Below are 21,275 nucleotides of genomic sequence, written 5' to 3' on the forward strand. Positions count from 1 at the left end.
GCCCCGCGTGAACCAGACCTACGCCGTCGCGGCCGTCACCGCCGTCGTCCTCGCCACCGTCCTCATCGGCGGACTCGGCCTGCGCGTCTCCCGCACCACCTCCGACTTCTACGTCGCCTCGCGCACCGTCAGGCCCGGCCTCAACGCCGCCGCGATCAGCGGCGAGTACCTCTCGGCCGCCTCCTTCCTCGGCATCGCGGGACTCGTCCTCGTCCAGGGCCCCGCCATGCTCTGGTACCCGGTCGGCTACACCGCCGGCTACCTCGTCCTGCTCGTCCTCGTCGCCGCCCCGCTGCGCCGCTCGGGGGCGTACACCCTCTCCGACTTCGCCGAGGCCCGGCTCGAATCCCCGCAGGCCCGCCGGCTCGCCAGCCTCTTCGTCGTCGGCATCGGCTGGCTCTACCTGCTGCCGCAGCTCCAGGGCGCCGGACTCACCCTGGAGATCCTCACCGGCGCCCCCGACTGGGTCGGCGGGCTGCTCGTCGCACTCGTCGTGACCGGCACGGTCGCCGCGGGCGGGATGCGGAGCATCACCTTCGTCCAGGCCTTCCAGTACTGGCTGAAACTCACCGCCCTGCTCGTCCCGGTCCTCTTCCTGCTCGCCGCCTGGTACGGGGACGGGGCGCCCAGGGCCCGCTTCGACGCCCCCGCCCTGCTGCGCGGCCACACCGCCGTCAAGGTCGCCGACACGGTACGGATCGGGATCGACGCCCCGCTCACCCTCACCGTCACCGGCAGCGTCGACGCGGTCGCGTACGAGGGGCGGACCGTGACCCTCGCCCCCGGCACCCACCAGGTCCTCGGCGGCACGACCCTCGCGTTCGCCCCCGGAACGGCGCTGCCCGAGAGGGTCGCCAGCGGCACGGACCCGCTCGGCTGGTCGCAGCCGCTGGCCGGCGGCCGCGACGGACACCAGCTGTACGCCACGTACGGGCTGATCCTCGCGACCTTCCTCGGCACCATGGGCCTGCCGCACGTCGCCGTCCGCTTCTACACCAGCCCGAACGGCCGGGCCGCCCGCCGCACCACCCTCGTCGTGCTCGGACTCGTCGGCGCCTTCTACCTGTTGCCGCCGCTGTACGGCGCCCTCGGCCGGATCTACGCCCCCGAGCTCGCCCTCACCGGGTCCGCCGACGCCGCCGTGCTCGTCCTGCCCGACCGCGTCCTCGGCGGGCTGCTCGGCGACCTCCTGGGCGCGCTGCTCGCGGGCGGCGCCTTCGCCGCCTTCCTCTCCACCGCCTCCGGTCTCACCATGTCCGTCGCCGGTGTCCTCACCCAGGACGTGCTGCCGTCCCGGGGCGTACGGCACTTCCGCCTCGGGACCCTGCTCGCCACCGCCGTCCCGCTGGCCGTCGGGGTGTTCGCCTCGAAGGTCCCGGTGGCCGACGCCGTCGGGCTCGCGTTCGCCGTCTCCGCCTCCTCCTTCTGCCCGCTGCTCGTCCTCGGCATCTGGTGGCGGCGACTCACCCCGCCGGGCGCGATGGCCGGGCTGCTGCTCGGCGGCGGCTCCGCGCTCGCCGCCGTGATGGCGACCCGGGCCGGCCTCGCCCCGGAGGGCTGGCCGCACACCCTGATGGCCTGGCCGGCCGTCTGGTCGGTGCCGCTCGGCTTCCTCACCATGGTCCTCGTCTCCCTCGCCACCCCGCGCCGGGTCCCACCCGGCACCCCGGCGCTCCTCGCCCGTCTCCACCTGCCGGAGGAGATCACCCGCCCGGCGGGGGACTTCGACCCGGTGCCGGGTCAGGAGGCACGCCGATGAGCGGCATCGCCCTCGCCGCGGCGGCCGCCGCCGGGGCCGTGCTCCTCGCGGTGGGCTTCGTGCTCGGCCGCTTCGCCGCCCGGCGCGGCGGCCGGGTCGCCGACCCCGATCTCGGCACCCCCGTCGAACGGGCCACCTTCCTCACCCTGCACACCGCCTCGCTCGCCGCGCCGCCGCTGCGCGCCGGGCTCACCGAGGAGACCGCCCGCAAGGCGGCCGGCACCCTCCGCTCGCTGCTCGGCACCGAAGCGCTCTGCCTCACCGACCGGGGCGCCGTCCTCGCCTGGGACGGGCCGGGCGAGGACCACCACCGCGCGCACGTGCCCGAACAGGCCGCCGAGACCCTGGAGTCCGGCCGCAGCCGCTCCGTGCACACCGGCTGCGCCGACCCGGCCTGCCCGCTGCGCTGGGCGGTGATCGCCCCGCTCACCGGGGAGGACGGTGTCCTCGGCGCGCTCGTCGCCTACGGCTCGCGGGAGTCGGCCGTCCTGGTGCGGGCCGCGACCGAGGTGGCCCGCTGGGCCTCCGTACAGCTGGAGCTGGCCGAGCTCGACCGCTCCCGCACCCGGATCGTGGAGGCCGAGATCCGCGCCCTGCGCGCCCAGATCTCGCCGCACTTCATCTTCAACTCCCTCGCCGCCATCGCCTCGTTCGTCCGCACCGACCCGGAGCAGGCCCGCGAACTCCTCCTCGAGTTCGCCGACTTCACCCGCTACTCGTTCCGCAAGCACGGCGAGTTCGCCCAGCTCGCCGACGAACTGCGCTCCATCGAGCAGTACTTGGCGCTCGCCGGGGCGCGCTTCGGGGACCGGCTCAAGGTGACGCTCCAGATCGCCCCCGAGGTGCTGCCGGTGACCCTGCCGTTCCTCTGCCTCCAGCCCCTGGTGGAGAACGCCGTGAAGCACGGCCTGGAGGACCGGGAGCGGGGCTGCCGGGTCACGATCGCGGCCCGTGACGCGGGCGCCGAGGCCGTCGTGACCGTCGAGGACGACGGCATCGGCATGGACCCGGAGCTGCTGCGCGCGGTCCTGCGGGGGGAGCACCCGGCCGGCTCCGGCATCGGGCTCTCCAATGTGGACGAGCGGCTGCGCCAGGTGTACGGACCGGAGTACGGGCTGGTCATCGAGACCGGGGTCGGGGCCGGCATGAAGGTGACGGTGCGCATCCCCAAGTACCGTCCGGGAGTGCACCGTTCGGTGCCCTGACCGGCGTACGGGCCGGGTCAGCGCAGGTGTAGCGAGAGGTGCGCGAGCGGCAGGCCGAGCTTCCAGGCGGGCAGCCAGATCTGCTCGTCCTCGTCGACCGGGACCCCGGCCTCGCCGGCCGACCGTCCGTCGAGGTCCGCGGCGCGGACCCAGGTGTCCCGCAGCCGCCGCCACGCGGTCTCCGCGAGCGCCAGGTCGGGGCCGTCGCCACCGGCCGCGCGGCGCGCCGCGAGCCGATCCTCGACCCAGGGCGGCCAGGGCCGGTCGTACGCCGTGTGCCGCAGCCATTCGTCGATCCGCCCGGCGGCCCAGCCGCCCGAGGGCCCGTCCGGCTCCTCCGCGAGGTGCACGGTGAGGGCGAGGGCCTGGAGCCCCGCCCGGTACTCCAGTGAGCCGGGCGCCACGAGCGCGGCGGCCCGCAGCACCTCGTCGGCCAGGTACTCGGCGCACAGCCAGGCCATCGGGACGGCGAGGCCGCCGCCGCTCGTGCCGCCGGCGCCGTTCGTGCTCTCGGGGCGCAACGCTCCCACCTTCTCCCGGACATGGGGGACCCGGATGTGCGGGGCCCGGGGAGAGCTTCCTCCGTGAAGGGCGCCCGCGGGTCCCGCTTTGCTCAACTCGCCCGTGTGGTTTCGGATACGTTTCCCGGCCGGATCGGTGCCGGTGGGATTCCTGATGCCACGGGAGGCGTGCGGGGCGGGGGAGGCGTGTCCGGTGGGGTCGGACCGGTGGTGCGGCTCAGCCGAGGAGCGCGTACACCGCCGTCGCGTGAGCCGCGGTCTCCTCCGTGCCCTCGGCCGTCATGGTGATGTCGGCGAAGGCCATCCGCTTCCCCGCCTTGGTGAGCCTGGCCCGCACCAGGACGTCGGCGCCGACGACCGCCCGCTGGAAGCTGATGGACTGCTGGACGGTGGTCATCGGCACGAAGCCGCCCCGGGCGGTGGCGACCGCGATCACCGTCGCCGTGTCGGCGGCGGCCATCAGGGCCTGGCCGGAGAGGCCGCCGCCCTCCCGGGCGAGCCGGTCGGACCAGGGGAGCCGCAGCACGGCCTCCTGACCTTCGACGGACACGACGGCGAGTCCCAGGTCGAGCACCCAGGGCGCGAAGTTGTCGGCGAGGATCTTCTCTGCGGCGGCGAGTGTCAGCGTCACGGCGTCATTGTGGGGCCCCGACCCGCGGCCGGGCAACGGCCCCGCGTCGCGGGCGGTAGCCGGGCAGCGACCGCCCGAGCTGGCGGAGCGCGTAATGGGAGCGGGACTTGACGGTCCCGGCGGGGATGCCGAGCTCGTCGGCGGCCTCGTTGACGGTCAGTCCGTGGAAGTAGAGCCGGACGAGCACCGCGCGGTGCTCGGGGCTGAGCTCGCGGACGGCCGCCCGGACGTCCAGCGCGGCCTCGGCCGATGCGGTGGCGTCGGCGGGGTCCGGGGTCACCGCGAGGACCCCGTCGCCGATCTCGGCGGGCCGGGCGAGCCGGGAGCGGCGGGCGTCGATGGCGAGGCGGCGGGCGACGGTGAAGAGCCAGGGGCGCATCGACGCGTAGGGGCCGTCGAAGGCCTCGGGGTGCTGCCAGGCGCGCACCAGGGTCTCCTGGGCGAGGTCCTCGGCCCGCTGGCGGTCGCCGTAGGTGAGTCCGAGCAGGAAGGAGAGGAGCGCCGGACCGTGGTCCCGCTGCAGCTCTTCAAGGGTCCGTTCGTCGGTGGTCGCCGTGGTCATGCTCCCCGCCTCTCCTGCGGCTCGTCGTTCGGCCGTATCGGAACCCATCCGGACGGCGAGGGACAGGGAACGGACATCGGTCTGCGACGAACGGTCGGACCGAGCGGCGAATGGTACGGCGAGCGGTCGCAAGCCGGTCGCTCGGCGATCAACCGGAGTCCTTGCGTCCGATTCAGCGGGGTTCATGGCCCTTCGCGGCCTTGACCCTTGACTGAGGCTTTCCCGCGAGATCAATTCGTGTGAACAGATGTTCATCCCACGAATCGGGCGGAGTGCCGACCATGACCCCACGCACCAGACCCGCGGGCGCGATGGCCCTCGCCGCCGTGCTCCTCGCGGCGGCGACCGGCTGCACCGACGCGACCGGACCGGCCGGCGGCGCGGCCGCCCCCGAGGCCCCGGCCGGACGTCCGGGTGCCTCCTCACGGCCCGCCGTCCCCTCCGCCGCACCCGGCGCGGCCCCCGGGGCGGCCGGATTCACCCTGGTGGCCTCCGGCGACGTCCTGCCGCACGACTCGATCATCCGCCGCGCGGCCGAGGACGCGGGCGGTGACGGCTACGACTTCACCCCCATGTTCTCCGGGGTGAAGTCCGTCGTCTCCCAGGCCGACCTGGCCGTCTGTCACATGGAGACCGTCTACGGGAAGGAGGGCGGTCCCTACACCGGCTACCCGGCCTTCAAGTCACCGCCCGAGGTCGCCGCCGCGCTCAAGGCCACCGGCTACGACTCCTGCTCCACCGCCTCCAACCACACCCTCGACGACGGGGCTGCGGGCCTCGGCCGCACCCTCGACGCCCTGGACCGGGCCGGTGTCCGCCACGCCGGATCGGCCCGTACCGAGGCGGAGGCGGCGCGGCCCACCCTGCTCAAGGCGGGCGGAGCCACCGTCGCCCAGCTCGCCTACACCTACGACACCAACGGCTACCCGATGCCCGAGGGGCAGCCCTGGGCGGTCCAGCTGCTCGACGAGCGGAAGGTGATCGCCGACGCCCGTGCCGCCCGGGCGGCCGGCGCCGACGTGGTCGTGGTCAGCGTCCACTGGGGCAGCGAGTGGCAGACCGAACCCGACGAGCGGCAGCTCTCCCTCGGCCGGGCACTCACCGCCTCGCGGACCGGCGGCCGTCCCGACATCGACCTGATCCTCGGCACCCACGCCCACGTCCCGCAGGCGTACGAGAAGGTCAACGGCACCTGGATCATCTACGGGATGGGCGACCAGATCGCCGGGGACATGATCAATCACGAGGGTGCCTTCGACCCCCGGGGCAACCAGGGCAGCATCGGCCGCTTCACCTTCGCCCCGCCCCGGACCACCGGCGGGCGCTGGGAGGTCACCAAGGCGGAGTTCATCCCCCAGTGGTTCGACACCGGGCGCGGCCGGGTGGTGAACCTCGGCGCCGCCGACGGCTCCGACCCCCGCAGGACCGACGTCCGCGACACCATCCGGCAGGTCGTGCTCAGCCGCGGCGCGGACAAGGACGGCCTGGTGATGGGCAAGTAGCCCGCTCCGCCAGGACGCCTCCGCGCGGGCCGGTCACGGGACGACGGTGACCGGCCAGCGGCCCGCCTTCACCAGCCGCACGGCCACCGAGCCCACGAACCGGTGGCCCGCCGACTCGGAGGCACCCACCACCACGGCGTCCGCCGTCAGCTCCTCGGCCGCCTGCACGAGCCCCGTGTAGGCGTCACCCCGGAAGGTGTGGAACTCCCAGCGCATCCGCCACAGGTCCTTCACGCGCTCGGCCGAGGTGCGGATCTCCGCGACCAGGTCCTCGGCGATCTCGTCGGTGGTCCCCACCGTCGGCGCGCCCAGGGCGGCGCCCGCGGCGAGCACCGGCTGCACGTACACCAGCGCGAGCAGCGCGTTCTGCCGCCGGGCGAGCCCCGCCGCGTACGCCGCCGCGCGGAGGGACGACTCCGAGCCGTCGACCCCCGCCATGATCACCTTCGGTCCGTCGGTCCCGCGTTCGAACCGGCCGGGCTGCTGTTCGCTCACCCTCCGAGGTTATCGGCTCATCGGGTGCTTTCCGACGGGTGGCCGGTGTCGCTGGGACGCGCGGAGGGTCATCCGTACGAACCATTGGTCATGAAAAAGGATCAGATGACCAGCGGGCGTCGCGCGGTGCTGCGGCTCGTCGCCGCCCTCGGGGCCACCGCCACCGTCGGAGTCCTCGCCGCCGACCGGCTCGCCGCACCCGAACGGACCACCGGGGCCGCCGCACCCCCGGCTCCGCCCGGCCGGGCCGCCGCCGGGGCCGGACCCGCCGCCGGCGCCCCGGCCCAGGCCGCCCGGCTGCGTCCCGCCGCGTACCGGCTCCAGCCGATGACCGCGTACGCGCCCCCGGCCTTCCGGCGCGCCGTGCCACCGGTCCGCCAGCGGCCCTTCCTCAGCATGTCCGGGGTCGGCCGGTCCATGGTGCTGAGCTTCGACGACGGCCCCGACCCCCGCTACACCCCCGCCATCCTGGAGATCCTGCGCCGCCACGACTGCCGGGCCATGTTCTTCGTCTGCGGCGAGATGGCCGTCGAGAACCCGGACCTGCTGCGGCGGATGGCCGAGGACGGGCACGTCGTCGGCAACCACTCCTGGTCCCATCCGCTCATCCCCAAGCTGCGGCCCTCCCGCATCCGCGACGAGCTCGGCTCCACCAGCGAGGTGGTCGAGCGGACCCTCGGCACGGCCCCGCTCTGGTACCGGGCGCCGTACGGGGCGTGGAACCGGCACTCCTTCGAGATCGGCGCCGAGCTCGGCATGGAACCGCTCGCCTGGACCGTCGACACCCTGGACTGGAAGGAACCCGGCACCGACACCATCGTCCGCCGGGCCCTCGACGGCGCCGCTCCCGGCGCGGTCGTCCTCTCCCACGACGCCGGCGGCGACCGGAGCCAGAGCGTGGCGGCGCTCCGCCGCTACCTGCCCGAACTCCTCGACGCCGGCTACCACATCACCGTGCCCCGGCGCTGACCGCCACGGTACGCGTGAGGGCCCCGGCACCACCCAGGTGCCGGGGCCCTTCGCCGTACCGCCTAGCGGGAGCCGACCATGCGCGCGTACACCACGACGTTCCCGTCGTAGCCACGCGCGCGCGTGTAGCCGCCGCCGCAGGTGATGACCCGCAGCTCGGGCTCGCCCGTGTCGGCGTAGACCTGCACGCCGGGGAAGTCGTTCTTGGAGTACACCTCGACCCCGTAGATCTCGAAGACCGCGACCCGGCCGTCGTAGCGCTCGACCTCGATGTGCTGGCCCTTCTCCAGGGAGCCCAGGCCGTAGAAGACCGCCGGGCCCTGGGCGTTGTCGACGTGGCCGACCACGACGGCGGTGCCGCGCTGGCCGGGCGAGATGCCGTTCTGGTACCAGCCGGCGAGGTTGGCGTCCTGGGGCGGCGGGGCGGCGACCCAGCCGTCCGGATCCAGGCCCACGTCCATGATCGGCGCCGCCACCCGGATCGCCGGGATCTTGATCCGGGACGCCGGGGCGAAGGGCAGCGGCTGCAGCCCCTCGGTGGCCCCGGCGGGCGGCGGCGGGACGGCGCGCGCGATCGGACGGGCCGCCGCGGCGGGCTGCGGGGGCCCCAGCGCCACGTCCACTCCGTTGCGCATCATCGCGATCCCGGACAGCATGGCGAGGGCCAGGACGCCCCAGGGTTGGCGTCTCCTGCGCTGCGAGACGCGGAAGTCCTTCGGGGGCATGGTTCTCCCTTCGTGGCGTCGTCAGAACGGTAAGGGCGAGCTGACGGACCGTCGCGCCGGACGGTGCGAACGGGTGGGGACCACCGCCGGACGGGTGTCGGCGCCCGCGGTACGGAGCGGCGGTGGCCGCCGCCGGGCGCGGGCAGGCCGGAGCGCGCCGCCGCCGACAGGTGGGTGACGGCGGGCTGACCCATCCGAGTAATCGTCAGATAAGCAGCCCAGTCGGCTCTGACCTGCGGCTTTCCATCCCGCAAGGGGCCGATTCCGGGCGTGTCGCCTCACCGGGGTGGACCAGTGCCGAAGTGCACAGCTCGCCCCGACTTGTGATGGTTCGTCATGGAAGGCGTACTCGTCGAAACTCCCGGAGCACCGCTTTGGGGCGTCTTCCACTGGAGGTTCAACCATGCGTGCTGCACGCACTCTGGCGGTGACCGCCACCGCAATCGCGGCGGTCGGCCTCGCGGCCCCCCTCGCCGCCGCCACCAACGGGCCGAGCAACGTCACGGTCAACCCCTTCGACGTCCACGCGGGGTCGACGATCACGATCACCGCCAAGGGCTGCGGACACGGCGGCACCGTCACGTCCAACGCCTTCCCGGAGACCAACCTTTCGGTCAACTCCAACGGGCTCTCCAGCGCCATCGCCCGCGTCTTCAACAACGCCACTCCGGGGAGCTACAACCTCGCCGTCAAGTGCAGCGACAACTCCCGGGTGGTCACGCACCCGTTCCGCGTCCTCTCCGGCCGCGGTGCGCAGGGTGGTCTCGGTGGCTCGCTGGCCCCCAGCTCCACGGAGATGGCCGTCGGCGGCAGCCTGGTCGCCGCCGCCGCGCTCGGCGGCGGTGTCTTCATCGCCCGCCGTCGCCGTATGACCGGTGCGGGGGTCTGACCGGTCGAACCTCCCGGTCGACCCGCCACGCCCGTCGCCCCCGAGTCCCCGCCTTTCCGGGACCCGGGGGCGACGGGCGTCCGCCCGCTCCTGAAGGGGGACACCCCGTCACCGCTCAGGCCCTTCCGGTCCATGACGGCCGGTCAGTGACGCCGGGCGGCGCCGGTGCGACGACGCACCACGTACACGCCGCCTGCCACCGCCGCCAGGACGAGCGCCCCGCCGGCGGCCAGTTCGAGCGGCTCGACGCCGCCCATGGCACCGCCCAGACCGCCCCGCACGCCCCGTGGGGGAGTGAGCACGGTGGAGCTGATCGTCGGGGTGGCGGTCGGGGTGCCGCTGATCGTCAGGTTCACGGTGTCCGAGATCCCGCCGGTGCAGTTGAAGGACACCGTGTACACGGCGCCCCGACGCGCGTCCCAGTCCACGGTGGCGGTCGCCGCCGAGTTCGGTGCGATGGTGACGGTGTCGAAGATGCCCGCCGAGGCCGTCGCCGTACTGGCGCAGCCGGGGGCGCTGAGCGTCACCCGGCCGCCCGGGGCGACGAGCGAGGGCGACACGACGAAATCGCCCGGGGCCTTGGCCCGCGGTGCCCGCGGGTTGGGTGCGGGAGCACCGTCCGCCGCGACGGCGGTGGGGGCGGCCAGGGCGAGGGCGGCCGCCCCCAGCAGGGCAGTGGACGCGGCACGTATCGCGCGCATGGTGAATCCTCCGGGTCCCGAGGGGCAGCCGCGGAAGGGGGTTTCCGCGAAGAACCGTTGCGTACACCTCGATGCCGGAAACGCTAGGAGCGCACTACCACAACCGCGATCCCAGACGTGCGAATGGGGCACGCATGTCCCCCGGCCGGCCCATGCGGGCGGGTCGCCTCACGGTGTGAGCTGCGGGAACAGATCGGTGAACGGCGCGGCGGTGGCCGAGATGCCCCGGCCGAAGGGCGCGTCGAAGTCCCAGATGAGGAACAGCAGGAACGCGATCAGCACACTGAAGAGTCCGGCGAGCAGGAGTTCCCGTCCGGTCCTGCGGATCTGCAGGGTGAAGATCAGACCGACCGTCACCAGCGCGCCGATGATCAGGCCGAACCACACCACCCCCGGCATGGTCGCCCCGGCGTTCTGGCCGCGGGCGCCCCGGGCGTCGTCGGCCAGTGCCACCTGGTCGACCAGCGGCTGGTACGCCTGCCCCTCGAAGTCGTTCGCCGGGTGGTAGTCGGTGACGCCGCGCCGCACCTTCTCGAGGAGCGCGGTGCCCTCCTCGCTGAGCTCGCCCTCCTCGGCCATGTGGGTCCACTCCTGGTCGACCACGTACGCGACGTACGCGTCGACGTCGGCGCGGATGCGGGCGCGGACGTCCTGCGGGTACACCTCGACGCGGGCCGAGATCTCGTGCATCGCCTGGGCCTCCTGCCGCACGGTCTCCTGGGCGGCCCCGCGGGCCTCCCAGACGCCGGCGATGGCGAGACCGAGGACGATCGCGTAGATCACGCCGATCATCATCGTCATGTACTCGATGACGTCCGGGGTCTCGCTCGGGTCGTCGTCCTCGGGGATCCGTCGGTGGTTGATGACCACGATGGTGAGGACGACGGCGCACGCGGCGGCCATCGCAAGGGTGAGAACAAGCCATTCAGACATGGATTCCTCTGGCGGGATTCAGGGACGGACGGGTCGGCTAGTCGGCGAGTCGGCGGAGTGGCGGGTCACTTGGACCGGGGGCGCAGGATCGCCGTGGCGAGCACCGCGGGCGCGGTGATCATGAGGGTCGCGGTGACCACGGACGTGCCGTTCTTGGGCTGGGTGTGTGTGGCGCGGCGGTAGCGGGGCAGCGCGACGGGGGCCGGGCGCCGGGGGCCTCGGCCGCACGGTGGGCGGCGGGCGTCGGGCTCGGGCTCGGCGGCGGGGGCGGCGGGGCGGGCGCGGGCTCCGGCGGCCTCGTGGTCGGGGGCGCGGGGGGCGGCTCCGGGCGGGGTGCGGGCCTGGTGGCCGGTGGCTTCGGTGCGGGCCGGGGCGGAAGGGGTGCGGGCGGCGGGGGCGGCACCGGTGACGGCGAGGGGGTCGGGGACGGGGAGGGACGGGGCGGTTCGGGCGTCGGGGTGGGGGACGGTGACGGCGTCGGTTCGGGCGTGGGGGACGGGCACGGCGGGGGCGGCTCGGTGGGGCAGGGCTTCGGGTGATGGTGGTGATGACCGTGCCCGTGGCCCTTTCCGTCGCCGTGCCCCTTCCCGTGGCCGTTCCCGTGGTTGCCGTCGTCGCCGCGGCCCTTGCCGTCGGCCACGGCGTGGCCGTCGCCGGCGACGGCCACCGCGACGTGGGAACCGTCCGAGCCGGTGGAGGCGTAGGCGCAGGCGTCCGCGGCGGCGGGCACGGGTGCGGCGAGCAGCCACACCAGTCCGAGGGCCGCCAGCGGCCGTGCGAGGAGTGATCCGTACAGAGACACGCCGACGAGCTTGATCACAAGCGCGGCGCGCCGGGGCGGCAACGCGCGGGATTCGCTGGATGGAGCGGTTCTTCGTGTCCTCTGGTTTGGGATTTCGTTGGGCCGGGCGGCAGGTCCGGTCCAATCCCCGGCTATCGCCGCGCACTTGGATTCCCCGGGGAGCGTCCACTCGGCTCGTTCCGGCCTTCGGCGCGATATCTGTCCGGTTGTCGCCCTGTCGGCCGGGGAGGTCGAGGGGGCATCCTGCACCGGCGACCAGGCCCGTCCGTCGGCAACAACCGAGGTACGGACGGGGCTCGGGCGCCGGTCGAGGTGAACGGTGGCCCGCCCAGAAGCCGACGCACACTCATATGCACGTGAATTTGCACAGCCTGAAGGCGTGAACTCTTCGTTCCGAGAGCACGTGCCAATGGCGTGTGACCAAGAACGGACCGCGAATTTCCGTTTCTACTCGCTCTCTCGGCGGGCGATCAGTAGCCTCACCTCGAACACCGGCCGCGAACACATGGCCGCATCCCCCATGGCGACTTGTTGGAGACATCGATGGAGCGTCCCGCCTGGGCTCCGCCCGGTATCGACATTTCGGTGCCGAGCGTGTCCCGTATGTACGACTTCTATCTGGGCGGCTCGCACAATTTCGAAGTGGACCGGGAAGCGGCCCGCAAGGCCATGGAGTTCATACCTGGCCTGCCCAAGATCATGCAGGCGAACCGTGCCTTCATGCGGCGCGCCGTCCGCCACGCCGTTGACAACGACGTCACCCAGTTCCTGGACATCGGCTCCGGCATCCCCACCTTCGGCAACGTGCACGAGGTCGCCCGGGCAGCCGACCCCGCCGCCCGCGTCGTCTACGTCGACCACGACCCGGTCGCCGTGGCCCACAGCCGCGCCGTCCTGGACGGCGACGAGGGAGCCGCGGTCGTCGCCGCCGACCTGCGCAAGCCGTCCGACATCCTGCACAGCCCCGAGGTGACCCGACTCCTCGACCTGGAGCGGCCGGTGGCGCTGCTCCTCGTCGCCGTCCTGCACTTCCTGGAGGACGAGGACCGGCCGTACGAGGCCGTCGCCGAGCTGATCGACGCCCTCGCGCCCGGCAGCCTCCTCGTCCTCACCCACGCCTCGTACGAGGGCATCCCGCTCTCCGAGGAGCAGACCGACGGCACCGTCGGGGTCTACCGGAACATCCGCAACCCGCTGGTGATGCGCTCCGGCGCCGAGATCGGCCGGTTCTTCGAGGGCACCGAGATGGTCGAGCCCGGCCTCGTCCCGATGCCCCGCTGGCGACCGGAGAGCCCGGTCGAGGAGGAGGATCCCTACGCCTTCTCCGGTTTCGCAGGGGTGGGGCGCAAGGCGTGAAGGTCCCGTCGCAGCCGTCCGGCGCGGTAGCCGAAGCCGACGGCCCCGAGGACAGACTCAGGCGGTTCGTCACCATATGGAGCCGCGCGATCTTCCCGGTGACCGCCACCTCGCTGACCCGTGCCGAGTTCGAGGGGCACCTGCTGCCGCTGGCCCGCACCCTGTGCGACGCGCTGCACGCCCGGCCCTTCGACACCGGCCCGGCCCAGCGCACCGGCGCGGCCCTCGTCGCCGCCCACTGCACCGACCCGGACGCCCTCGGCCGCAGCCTGGGCGTCGTCGACTCGTACCTGGTGCTCTACTGCGGTACGGAGTCGGACCTGCCGGCCGAGGAGCTGCGGGCCCGCTGCGCCCGGCTCCAGCACGCCATGGCCACCGGCTACGCCCAGGCCCTGCGGGAGCGGACCCGGGCCGAGCAGGAGGCCATCGCCCGCTCCGCGCTCTCCGCCCGCAGCGCCGCCGAGATCGCCCTGCACGCCACCGAGAGCCGCTTCCGCGCGGTCTTCGACGGGGCGGCCATCGGCATCGGCATCGCCGACCTCGACGGCAACGTCCTGGAGGTCAACGAGACCCTCACCCGCATGTTCGGCGGGATGGAGGGCCCGCTGCGCACCCGCAAGGTCAGCGAGTGGGTCCACCCGGAGGACGGGCCGCACGTCTGGAAGCTGTACGACGAGCTGGTCCGCGGCGACCGCGAGCACTACCGGGTGGAGAAGCCGTACTACCGGGGTGACGGAACGGTTCTCTGGACCAACCTCACCGTCTCGCTGCTCCGCGACGCCGACGGCACCCCCCGGTACCAGCTGGCGCTCATGGAGGACACCACCGAGCGGCGCCTGCTGCACCTGCGCCTGCGGTACGAGGCCACCCACGACGCGCTGACCGGGCTGCCCAACCGCACCCTGTTCTTCGAGCGCCTGGAGAAGGCCCTCGCCCCCGGCGAGAACGCCCGCTTCGGCCTCTGCTACCTGGACCTCGACGGCTTCAAGGTCATCAACGACAGCCTCGGCCACTCCACCGGCGACCGGCTGCTCGTCGAGGTCGCCGACCGGCTGCAGAGCTGCGTCACCGGCTCCGGCGAGATGGTCGCCCGGCTCGGCGGCGACGAGTTCGTCGCCCTCACCACCGGCGCCGCCGGCGAACAGGACGTCACCGAGCTCGCCGACCGCATCCTCGCCGCCCTCGCCACCCCGCTCCGCATCGACGGCCGCGAACTGACCGTCCGCGGCAGCCTCGGCGTCGTCGAGGGCCCGGCCGGCGAGCGGACCCCGGCCGAGGTGCTGCGCAGCGCCGACATCACCATGTACCGGGCCAAGTCCGCCGGCGGCAACCGCTTCGAGCTGGCCGATCCGGAGGCCGACGCCCGCGCCATCACCCGGCACGGACTCACCACCGCGCTGCCCACCGCCCTGGAGCGCGGTGAGTTCTTCATCGAGTACCAGCCGCTCGTCCACCTCGACGACGGCAGTGTGCACGGCGCCGAGGCGCTCGTCCGGTGGTGCCACCCGCAGCACGGCGTGCTCGGCCCCGACCGGTTCATCCCGCTCGCCGAGGACACCGGCCTCATCGTGCCGCTCGGCCGCTGGGTGCTCCAGGAGGCCGTGCGCCAGGCCCGCTTCTGGCAGACCCGGCACTCCGACGGCGGTCCGCTGCGGATCAACGTCAACCTCTCCCCGACCCAGCTCCACCACCCCAGGCTGGTCGCCGACACCGTCGACGTCCTGGAACGGTCGGGGCTCGAACCGGGCGCGCTCTGCCTGGAGGTGACCGAGTCGGCGCTCATCGGCGCCGACGAGGACCTGCTCAAGCCGCTGCGGCAGCTCGCCGAGATGGGCGTGGACATCGCGCTCGACGACTTCGGCACCGGCTACTCGAACCTGGCCAACCTGCGGCGGTTGCCGGTCAGCGTCCTCAAGCTCGACCGCTCCTTCACCCGGGGCATGCAGCAGCACCCGGTGGACCCGGTCGACCTCAAGATCGTCGAGGGGATCGTCTCGCTGGCGCACAGCCTGGAACTCGCCGTCACCGTCGAGGGCGTGGAGACCGGGGCGCAGGCCCGGCAGCTGCGCGACCTCGGCTGCGACACGGCCCAGGGCTGGTACTACGCCCGTCCCGGCGCCCCGGACCGGATCCACTCGCTGCTGCTGGCGGACGCCGTCTGAGACCCGGACGCACGAAACCGGCCTCCCCGCGCGAAGCGGGGAGGCCGGGAAGAGGTACGGGGGAGGAAAGCGGAGAGGCTATTCGTGGAAGAGTGAGAAGGAAGCCTCTCCATGGCCTCGCCCCGGTAGGACGGTAACACTCAGGCGGGCAGCAGGTCGCGCAGATTTTCCGGGGTGAACACCCGCGAGCCGGGGGCGAGGCCGTCGGGCCGTTCCAGACCGATGTACGTGACCGGGGCCTCCGGCACCGTGGAGCCGTCCCACACGGTCGTCTCCGTCCCCGACTCCTCCATCAGCGCAACGAGATGACCGACCGTCAGAGGCGTACGCCCCATCAGGCCGCGCAGCAAGACCGCGATCGACACCCGGTGCTCCTCCACCCGGTTCGCCGACGGCGTCCCCCGCAGATACAGGTGGAGCCAGTGCGCGTGCCAACGGCCCTCGTCGTTCCGCCGGAAGGCGAGCGGCAGCGCCACCCGGCCGGGGCCGCGCAGATCCGACTTCATCCGTACCGTGCGCGGCTCGAAGGGCCGGCCCGCCTGCGCGGACTCGCGCAGCATGAAGCCGAAGAAGCCCTCCGCCACCTCGTCGAAGCCCTCGCCGGAGAACACGTGCACCTGCGGGACGACGAATGTGCCCCGCACCGCGCCGAGCCGCAGGTCGATGAACTCCGAAGCCCCGTCCGGCGCCGCGGTGATGTCACCCGAGTGCGCGCCCTCGACATCGGTCAGGGCGGTGTACGACAGCCAGGTCACGGTCGCGTAGTCCTCGTCCAGGACCAGCGCCGACAGATCGTGGTCGGTGGTGCGCCGTGCCTCCCGCCAGTACGTGAAGAAGCGCAGCAGCTCCCCCTCGACCGGCGAGACCGAGCCGCGCGGCAGGACGCCGAGCCCCGCCGAGGCCGCCCGGCCGCTCAACGGCAGGGCCACGTCCAGCACGTCGGGGTCGATCAGCAGCCGCCCGGGCGCGGGAAGCCGGCGGCGCGTCTCTGCGTCCAGTACCGAGATCAGCCGCTCACGGACGGCGTCCTCCAGCGGCAGGCGGGTGTCGGCGGCGACCCAGGCCTTGCCCGCCCGGTTCACGAACACCCGGCGCGCCCCGGGGTCCACGCCCGCGCGGTTCTGGACGTGCTCGCGCACCGACAGGACCACCCGGCCCGACACCTCCGGCGCGGCCCGCTCGACGGCCGCGAGGACCAGCTCCCGCTCCTTGCCCTCCGCCGCGGTGCGCAGCAGCCGGTCCACGGCGCGGAACAGGCGGCCGGGAGCCGCCGCCGACAGCAGCTCCGCCGCGCCCGCGACCTCGCCCCGGCCGAGCAGCTCCTCCACCCGGCTGTCGAAGGACGGCACCTTCCGCTCGCCCCGGGCCACCGCGAACACCTCGGCGGCGTGCGGCCACCACGGGTACTCGTGCGGGTGCAGCCGCTCCCCGAGCCGCTTCCACGCCTCCCCGTGCGCGGCCACGTCCGACAGCTTGGCCGGGGAACCGGCCACGACCGCGTCGAGCCCCGCCAGCAGCAGACGGCGGAACGGGCGGGAGAGCGCGCGGAAGCGGGTGGGCTCGCGCAGGGTGACATCGCCGTCCGCGAGGGCGCAGGCGAGCCGCAGGACGTCGGTGACGGTGTCGAGCAGCGGCGCCGCCCCCGTCCGCAGCCGGGCGTGGTTGACGACGGCGCGGTTCTCCCGCACCGGGATCTCCGCGGGCTGGGGGCCGTCCGCGCCGTGCCCTGCCAGGACGGCCAGATCCCGCAGGTGCTCCTCGCCGAGCGGCGTGGCGCTCCCGGCCAGGGCCAGGTAGAGCGCGGTCAGCTCCTCCTCGGCGGTCCCGCCGAGGTGCAGCACGGTCAGCCGGTCACCGGCCGCCGCGATCAGCTCGTCGTGCGCGGCGAGCATCTCCTCGTACGTGTGCAGGTAGCGGCCGTACGAAGGGAGGGTCAGCAGGTCGAGGACGCCGGCGCGCAGCTGGTCGAGCGTCCCGGCGCGCGCGTCGCCGTCGTCGACCGCCCGGGCCACGCACTCCATCCAGAAGTCCAGGGTGTCCGGCACGTTCTCCGGGAAGTCGACGAAGTAGACGTTGTGCCGCACATGGTCGCCGACGACCTCACGGACCGTGGCCAGGGTGCGGACGGCGGTCTCGACGACCACCGGCTCGGCGAGCGTCGACAGGCGCCCGATCAGCTCGGCGGAGAGCTTGAACCCGGCGGTCATCAGGGCGGCGTCGAACCGGCGCGCGGCGGAGGCTCCGTCCCCGGCCGGGCCGGTGGGGGAGGGGACGCGGAAGGTGTGCCGGACGACCAGGTGTTCGAGAGCGTGGACCATGCGGGCATGCTCGCAGCCGCCCGAGCCCGGCCGCACGCGGATTTCCTCCCGGAGGCCGACGGAAGGTGCGCCTCCGCTCGCGCCGGCGGGCAGGTGGCGACCGGGCGGTTTCCGATACACCGGCGATACGCGCCGGCTCGTAGCATCGACACCATGCGCGTGCTGATCGTCGAGGACGAACCCTTTCTGGCGGAAGCCGTCCGCGACGGACTGCGCCTGGAGGCGATCGCCGCCGACATCGCGGGGGACGGCGACACCGCCCTGGAACTGCTGAGCGTCCACAGCTACGACATCGCCGTACTCGACCGGGACATCCCGGGCCCGAACGGTGACGAGATCGCCCGGCGCGTCGTCGCCTCCGGCAGCGGCATGCCCATCCTCATGCTCACCGCGGCCGACCGGCTCGACGACAAGGTCTCCGGCTTTGAACTCGGGGCCGACGACTACCTCACGAAACCCTTCGAGCTGCGGGAACTCGTGCTGAGGCTCAGGGCGCTCGACCGCCGCCGCGCCCACAGCAGGCCTCCGGTGCGCGAGATCGCGGGCCTCCGGGTGGACCCGTTCCGCAGGGAGGTCCACCGGGACGGCCGCCCGGTCGCCCTGACCAGGAAGCAGTTCGCGGTGCTCGACGTCCTCGTCGCCGCCGAGGGCGGTGTCGTCAGCGCGGAGGAGCTGCTCGAACGCGCGTGGGACGAGAACACCGACCCGTTCACCAACGCCGTACGCATCACCGTCTCGGCCCTGCGCAAACGGCTCGGCGAACCCTGGATCATCGCCACCGTGCCCGGCGTCGGCTACCGCATCGACACGCCGCCGGAGACGGGCCCGGGGAGTGGCGCGCGTGGATAGGGCTCCCGGCCTGAGCGTGCGCGCCCGGCTGACCCTCAGCTACGCCGGATTCCTGATGCTGGCCGGGGTCCTGCTGCTCGTCGCCGTGTGGGTGTCCCTGGTGCGCTTCATGCCCGACATGGCGTCCAGCCCCGACGGGCCGCTGAGCCGCACCGACTTCCTGCGGGTCTTCGCGCCGATCGCGGGCGTGGGCATGGTCTTCCTGCTGGCGTTCGGCCTCGTCGGCGGATGGATCCTCGCCGGCCGCATGCTCGCCCCCCTGGCCCGCATCACGGACGCCACCCGGACGGCCACGAGCGGTTCCCTCTCCCACCGCATCCGGCTGCCCGGCCGCGCCGACGAGTTCCGCGAGCTGGCCGACGCCTTCGACACGATGCTGGCCCGGCTCGAGGCGCACGTCGAAGAACAGCGGCGGTTCGCCGCCAACGCCTCCCACGAGCTGCGCACGCCGCTCGCGACCACCAAGGCCCTCCTCGACGTGGCCCGCGGCGATCCGACGCGCGACCCCCGGGAACTCGTCGACCGCCTCCAGGCCGTCAACACCCGCGCGATCGGCCTCACCGAGGCGCTGCTGCTGCTCGGCCGCGCCGACCGGCGCTCCTTCACCCGGGAGCCCGTCGACCTGTCCCTCCTGGCGGAGGACGCCACCGAGACGCTCCTCCCCCTGGCGGAGAAGCACGGCGTCACCGTCGAGACCGACGGCGACATCACCCCCACGACGGGGTCGCCTGCGCTGTTGCTGCAGCTCACCATGAACCTCGTGCACAACGCGATCGTCCACAACCTCCCCGGACCCGGCAGCGTGTGGATCACCACCGGCGTCCGCGCCGGGGCCGCGGTGCTCACCGTCGAGAACACCGGTGAGGAGCTCTCGCCGCAGCTGGCGGCGACCCTCACCGAGCCGTTCCGCCGCGGCACCGAGCGGGTGCACACCGACCACGCGGGCGTCGGCCTTGGCCTGGCCATCGTCCGGAGCATCACCCTCGCGCACGACGGAACCCTCACCCTCACCCCGCGCCCCGCCGGCGGGCTCCGCGTCACGGTGGAACTCCCCACGGCGGGCGCGCCCGGCGAGGACTGACCGCCGCGGGGCCAGGCCGAGCCGCCGTCCTACCGGGCCCCCGCCTCACCGCGCCGCCCCTCAGCCGGTGACGCCGGTCCCGGCCGCCGCCGCCGCCGTCCGGTCCGGGCCGCCCCGGCGCGAGGCGAGCAGCATGCGCTGGAGCTCCCGCGCCGCCCTCGGCGGTGCCACGTCGCTCCGGTGCGCCAGGGCGATCGTCCGGCGCAGCCCCGGCCGGGCGAGGGCGGTGACCCGGAGGTCCCGGCCCGCCCGCCCCGCCACCATCGCCGGGACGACCGCGAGCCCGAGCCCGGCCCGTACGAAACCGAGGACCGCGTCAAGCTCGCCGCCCTCGACCGTGAAGGTGGGCTCGAAGCCCTCCGCCCGACAGGCCGCCACGGTCAGTTCCCGCAGGTCGTAGCCGTGCCGGAACATCACGAGCGGCTGGTCGCGCAGGTCCGTGATCCGTACCGGCCGGCGGGGCGCGGGCGCCGAGGCCGAGGAGACGACCACCAGGTCCTCCCGCAGCAGCTCGACCGTGGTGAGCGCCGGTGACGGCGTCGGGAGCGGCAGCACCACGAGCGCGAGGTCGAGCGCTCCGCGCGCCAGCTCCCGTACGAGATCGTGCGAGCCGCCCTCCTCGATGAGGAGCTCGATCCCCGGGTGCAGGTCGTGGAAGGCGCGCAGCACGTCCGGCAGCAGTCCGGTGCACAGGCTCGGCGTCGCGCCGAGCCGGACCCGCCCGCGCTTCAGCTGGGCCAGCTCCTGCACCTCGATGCGGGCCGTCTCGGTGTCGGCGAGGATCCGGCGGGCCAGCGGCAGCAGGGCCTCGCCCGCGTCGGTCAGCGTGATGTTCCCCCGGGCGCGGCTGAACAGCTCCGCGCCCAGCTCCTGCTCAAGGGCCTTGATCTGCTGGGAGAGCGAGGGCTGCGAGACGTGGACGCGCTCGGCGGCCCGGGTGAAGTGACGGGTCTCGGCGACGGCGACGAAGTAGAGGAGCTGCTGGAACTGCATGGCCCCAGCGTAGGGCACATGAATAGGCTGCACCTATCGACATCAGCCGGACCATGTCTTGGACCTCTCGGGTCCTTCGGCCCTAGCGTCATGAACATGGCTCTGGCACCCACGAGGGACCGGACGACGCGCCGCCCGCCGTCCCCCACACCGTCACGCGGATTCCTGTCATCGACCCTCGGCAAGAAGACGGTCATGGCCGTCAGCGGGCTGATCATGCTCGGCTATCTCGTCGCCCACGTCGCCGGCAACCTGAAGGTCTTCTTCGGCCCCGAGGAGTTCAACGCCTACGGCCACTGGCTGCGGGTCATGGGCGCCCCGGTGCTGCACCACCACTGGGCCCTCTGGATCGTCCGGATCGTGCTCCTCGCCGCCGTGGCCGCGCACGCCGTCTCCGCGTACCAGCTCAGCCGCCGCGACGTGAAGGCCCGCCCCACCGCGTACGTCCACCGGCGCAGGCGCGCCTCCTACGCCACCCGCACCATGCGCTGGGGCGGGATCATCCTCGCCCTGTTCATCGTCTGGCACGTCCTCGACCTGACCACCGGCACCGTCCACCCCGGTGGCTTCGAGGAGGGCAAGCCCTACCAGAACGTCGTCGACACCTTCTCCACCTGGTACGGCAACGTCATCTACATCGTCGCCATGCTCGCCGTCGGCCTCCACGTCCGGCACGGCTTCTGGAGCGCCGCCCAGACCCTCGGCGTCGGCAACGCCCGCCGTGAGCGCCTCCTCCGGGCCCTCGCCAACACCCTCGCGCTCGTCCTGACCGCGGGCTTCGTCTCCGTCCCCGTCGCCGTCATGACCGGAGTGGTGAGCTGA

20 protein-coding genes are annotated in these 21,275 nt (G+C 73.5%); 10 read left to right on the top strand and 10 right to left on the bottom strand.

The window, feature by feature from the left end; genetic code table 11:
- The first annotated feature begins 7 nt into the window (after positions 1–7).
- Together DEJ43_RS34095 and DEJ43_RS34100 are read left to right on the top strand one after the other, a co-directional pair.
- Positions 8–1,759 (top strand): sodium/solute symporter, encoded by a 1,752-nt coding sequence (locus DEJ43_RS34095; protein ID WP_015037998.1) that lies wholly within the window; start codon positions 8–10, stop codon positions 1,757–1,759.
- Entirely contained in the window at positions 1,756–2,964 is a 1,209-nt protein-coding gene (locus DEJ43_RS34100; protein WP_015037999.1) for a histidine kinase, read from the top strand. Before DEJ43_RS34095 ends, DEJ43_RS34100 begins: the two co-directional genes overlap by 4 nt.
- Before the next feature lie 17 nt (positions 2,965–2,981).
- Here DEJ43_RS34100 and DEJ43_RS34105 read toward each other — a convergent pair whose 3' ends face one another.
- The 3 genes from DEJ43_RS34105 to DEJ43_RS34115 all read right to left on the bottom strand — a co-directional run bounded on the left by DEJ43_RS34105 (position 2,982) and on the right by DEJ43_RS34115 (position 4,678).
- Entirely contained in the window at positions 2,982–3,485 is a 504-nt protein-coding gene (locus DEJ43_RS34105; RefSeq protein WP_041663207.1) for a hypothetical protein, read from the bottom strand.
- A gap of 217 nt (positions 3,486–3,702) precedes the next feature.
- Complete coding sequence (locus DEJ43_RS34110; RefSeq protein ID WP_015038001.1) at positions 3,703–4,116, bottom strand: PaaI family thioesterase; 414 nt, start codon at positions 4,114–4,116, stop codon at positions 3,703–3,705.
- Positions 4,117–4,120: 4 nt separating this feature from the next.
- Positions 4,121–4,678, bottom strand: coding sequence for a sigma-70 family RNA polymerase sigma factor (locus DEJ43_RS34115; RefSeq protein ID WP_015038002.1), 558 nt, complete (start codon positions 4,676–4,678; stop codon positions 4,121–4,123).
- A gap of 281 nt (positions 4,679–4,959) precedes the next feature.
- Between DEJ43_RS34115 and DEJ43_RS34120 the strand changes: the two genes are divergently transcribed.
- Positions 4,960–6,180, top strand: a complete 1,221-nt coding sequence (locus DEJ43_RS34120; protein ID WP_015038003.1) for a CapA family protein — start codon at positions 4,960–4,962, stop codon at positions 6,178–6,180.
- 33 nt (positions 6,181–6,213) lie between these two features.
- Here DEJ43_RS34120 and DEJ43_RS34125 read toward each other — a convergent pair whose 3' ends face one another.
- On the bottom strand, positions 6,214–6,675 hold the full coding sequence (locus tag DEJ43_RS34125; RefSeq protein WP_015038004.1) for a universal stress protein: 462 nt from the start codon (positions 6,673–6,675) through the stop codon (positions 6,214–6,216).
- 105 nt (positions 6,676–6,780) lie between these two features.
- On the opposite strand from DEJ43_RS34125, the gene DEJ43_RS34130 reads away from it, so the two are divergent.
- Complete coding sequence (locus tag DEJ43_RS34130; RefSeq protein ID WP_233448019.1) at positions 6,781–7,644, top strand: polysaccharide deacetylase family protein; 864 nt, start codon at positions 6,781–6,783, stop codon at positions 7,642–7,644.
- A gap of 62 nt (positions 7,645–7,706) precedes the next feature.
- Here DEJ43_RS34130 and DEJ43_RS34135 read toward each other — a convergent pair whose 3' ends face one another.
- Positions 7,707–8,369, bottom strand: a complete 663-nt coding sequence (locus DEJ43_RS34135; RefSeq protein WP_015038006.1) for a class F sortase — start codon at positions 8,367–8,369, stop codon at positions 7,707–7,709.
- Positions 8,370–8,772: 403 nt separating this feature from the next.
- On the opposite strand from DEJ43_RS34135, the gene DEJ43_RS34140 reads away from it, so the two are divergent.
- Positions 8,773–9,258: a membrane protein gene (locus DEJ43_RS34140; RefSeq protein WP_015038007.1), complete on the top strand. Its 486-nt coding sequence runs from the start codon at positions 8,773–8,775 to the stop codon at positions 9,256–9,258.
- A gap of 143 nt (positions 9,259–9,401) precedes the next feature.
- On the opposite strand, the gene DEJ43_RS34145 is transcribed toward DEJ43_RS34140, so the two are convergent.
- The 3 genes from DEJ43_RS34145 to DEJ43_RS34155 all read right to left on the bottom strand — a co-directional run bounded on the left by DEJ43_RS34145 (position 9,402) and on the right by DEJ43_RS34155 (position 11,395).
- Positions 9,402–9,959 (bottom strand): hypothetical protein, encoded by a 558-nt coding sequence (locus tag DEJ43_RS34145; RefSeq protein ID WP_071892293.1) that lies wholly within the window; start codon positions 9,957–9,959, stop codon positions 9,402–9,404.
- 168 nt (positions 9,960–10,127) lie between these two features.
- Positions 10,128–10,892 carry a bestrophin-like domain gene (locus tag DEJ43_RS34150; RefSeq protein WP_015038009.1) on the bottom strand — a complete coding sequence of 255 codons (765 nt, stop codon included), beginning with the start codon at positions 10,890–10,892 and terminating at the stop codon, positions 10,128–10,130.
- A 65-nt stretch (positions 10,893–10,957) separates the two neighbouring features.
- On the bottom strand, positions 10,958–11,395 hold the full coding sequence (locus DEJ43_RS34155; RefSeq protein WP_150253484.1) for a hypothetical protein: 438 nt from the start codon (positions 11,393–11,395) through the stop codon (positions 10,958–10,960).
- Between the two features lie 842 nt (positions 11,396–12,237).
- Between DEJ43_RS34155 and DEJ43_RS34160 the strand changes: the two genes are divergently transcribed.
- On the top strand, positions 12,238–13,050 hold the full coding sequence (locus DEJ43_RS34160) for an SAM-dependent methyltransferase (RefSeq protein WP_015038010.1): 813 nt from the start codon (positions 12,238–12,240) through the stop codon (positions 13,048–13,050).
- Positions 13,047–15,212 carry a putative bifunctional diguanylate cyclase/phosphodiesterase gene (locus DEJ43_RS34165; RefSeq protein WP_015038011.1) on the top strand — a complete coding sequence of 722 codons (2,166 nt, stop codon included), beginning with the start codon at positions 13,047–13,049 and terminating at the stop codon, positions 15,210–15,212. The genes DEJ43_RS34160 and DEJ43_RS34165 overlap by 4 nt, the downstream gene beginning before the upstream one ends.
- Before the next feature lie 140 nt (positions 15,213–15,352).
- Here the strand turns inward: DEJ43_RS34165 and DEJ43_RS34170 are convergent, their stop codons facing one another.
- Positions 15,353–17,530: a TerD family protein gene (locus DEJ43_RS34170; RefSeq protein ID WP_041664503.1), complete on the bottom strand. Its 2,178-nt coding sequence runs from the start codon at positions 17,528–17,530 to the stop codon at positions 15,353–15,355.
- A gap of 153 nt (positions 17,531–17,683) precedes the next feature.
- Between DEJ43_RS34170 and DEJ43_RS34175 the strand changes: the two genes are divergently transcribed.
- Positions 17,684–18,379 carry a response regulator transcription factor gene (locus DEJ43_RS34175; RefSeq protein WP_015038013.1) on the top strand — a complete coding sequence of 232 codons (696 nt, stop codon included), beginning with the start codon at positions 17,684–17,686 and terminating at the stop codon, positions 18,377–18,379.
- Positions 18,372–19,460, top strand: a complete 1,089-nt coding sequence (locus DEJ43_RS34180; RefSeq protein ID WP_015038014.1) for a sensor histidine kinase — start codon at positions 18,372–18,374, stop codon at positions 19,458–19,460. Before DEJ43_RS34175 ends, DEJ43_RS34180 begins: the two co-directional genes overlap by 8 nt.
- 60 nt (positions 19,461–19,520) lie before the next feature.
- Here DEJ43_RS34180 and DEJ43_RS34185 read toward each other — a convergent pair whose 3' ends face one another.
- Positions 19,521–20,453, bottom strand: a complete 933-nt coding sequence (locus tag DEJ43_RS34185; RefSeq protein WP_041663213.1) for a LysR family transcriptional regulator — start codon at positions 20,451–20,453, stop codon at positions 19,521–19,523.
- Positions 20,454–20,648: 195 nt separating this feature from the next.
- Between DEJ43_RS34185 and DEJ43_RS34190 the strand changes: the two genes are divergently transcribed.
- Entirely contained in the window at positions 20,649–21,275 is a 627-nt protein-coding gene (locus DEJ43_RS34190) for a succinate dehydrogenase (protein WP_015038016.1), read from the top strand.

It is taken from the genome of Streptomyces venezuelae ATCC 10712 (genome assembly GCF_008639165.1).
Taxonomy (GTDB): domain Bacteria; phylum Actinomycetota; class Actinomycetes; order Streptomycetales; family Streptomycetaceae; genus Streptomyces; species Streptomyces venezuelae.

Bases quoted from the DNA above. Each gene is read 5' to 3' on its own strand.
- DEJ43_RS34190 (WP_015038016.1), top strand. From the start codon at position 20,649: ATGGCCGTCAGCGGGCTGATCATGCTCGGCTATCTCGTCGCCCACGTC.
- DEJ43_RS34145 (WP_071892293.1), bottom strand. From the start codon at position 9,959: ATGCGCGCGATACGTGCCGCGTCCACTGCCCTGCTGGGGGCGGCCGCC.
- DEJ43_RS34130 (WP_233448019.1), top strand. From the start codon at position 6,781: ATGACCAGCGGGCGTCGCGCGGTGCTGCGGCTCGTCGCCGCCCTCGGG.
- DEJ43_RS34100 (WP_015037999.1), top strand. From the start codon at position 1,756: ATGAGCGGCATCGCCCTCGCCGCGGCGGCCGCCGCCGGGGCCGTGCTC.
- DEJ43_RS34185 (WP_041663213.1), bottom strand. From the start codon at position 20,453: ATGCAGTTCCAGCAGCTCCTCTACTTCGTCGCCGTCGCCGAGACCCGT.
- DEJ43_RS34115 (WP_015038002.1), bottom strand. From the start codon at position 4,678: ATGACCACGGCGACCACCGACGAACGGACCCTTGAAGAGCTGCAGCGG.
- DEJ43_RS34135 (WP_015038006.1), bottom strand. From the start codon at position 8,369: ATGCCCCCGAAGGACTTCCGCGTCTCGCAGCGCAGGAGACGCCAACCC.
- DEJ43_RS34150 (WP_015038009.1), bottom strand. From the start codon at position 10,892: ATGTCTGAATGGCTTGTTCTCACCCTTGCGATGGCCGCCGCGTGCGCC.
- DEJ43_RS34160 (WP_015038010.1), top strand. From the start codon at position 12,238: ATGGAGCGTCCCGCCTGGGCTCCGCCCGGTATCGACATTTCGGTGCCG.
- DEJ43_RS34120 (WP_015038003.1), top strand. From the start codon at position 4,960: ATGACCCCACGCACCAGACCCGCGGGCGCGATGGCCCTCGCCGCCGTG.
- DEJ43_RS34140 (WP_015038007.1), top strand. From the start codon at position 8,773: ATGCGTGCTGCACGCACTCTGGCGGTGACCGCCACCGCAATCGCGGCG.
- DEJ43_RS34170 (WP_041664503.1), bottom strand. From the start codon at position 17,530: ATGGTCCACGCTCTCGAACACCTGGTCGTCCGGCACACCTTCCGCGTC.
- DEJ43_RS34175 (WP_015038013.1), top strand. From the start codon at position 17,684: ATGCGCGTGCTGATCGTCGAGGACGAACCCTTTCTGGCGGAAGCCGTC.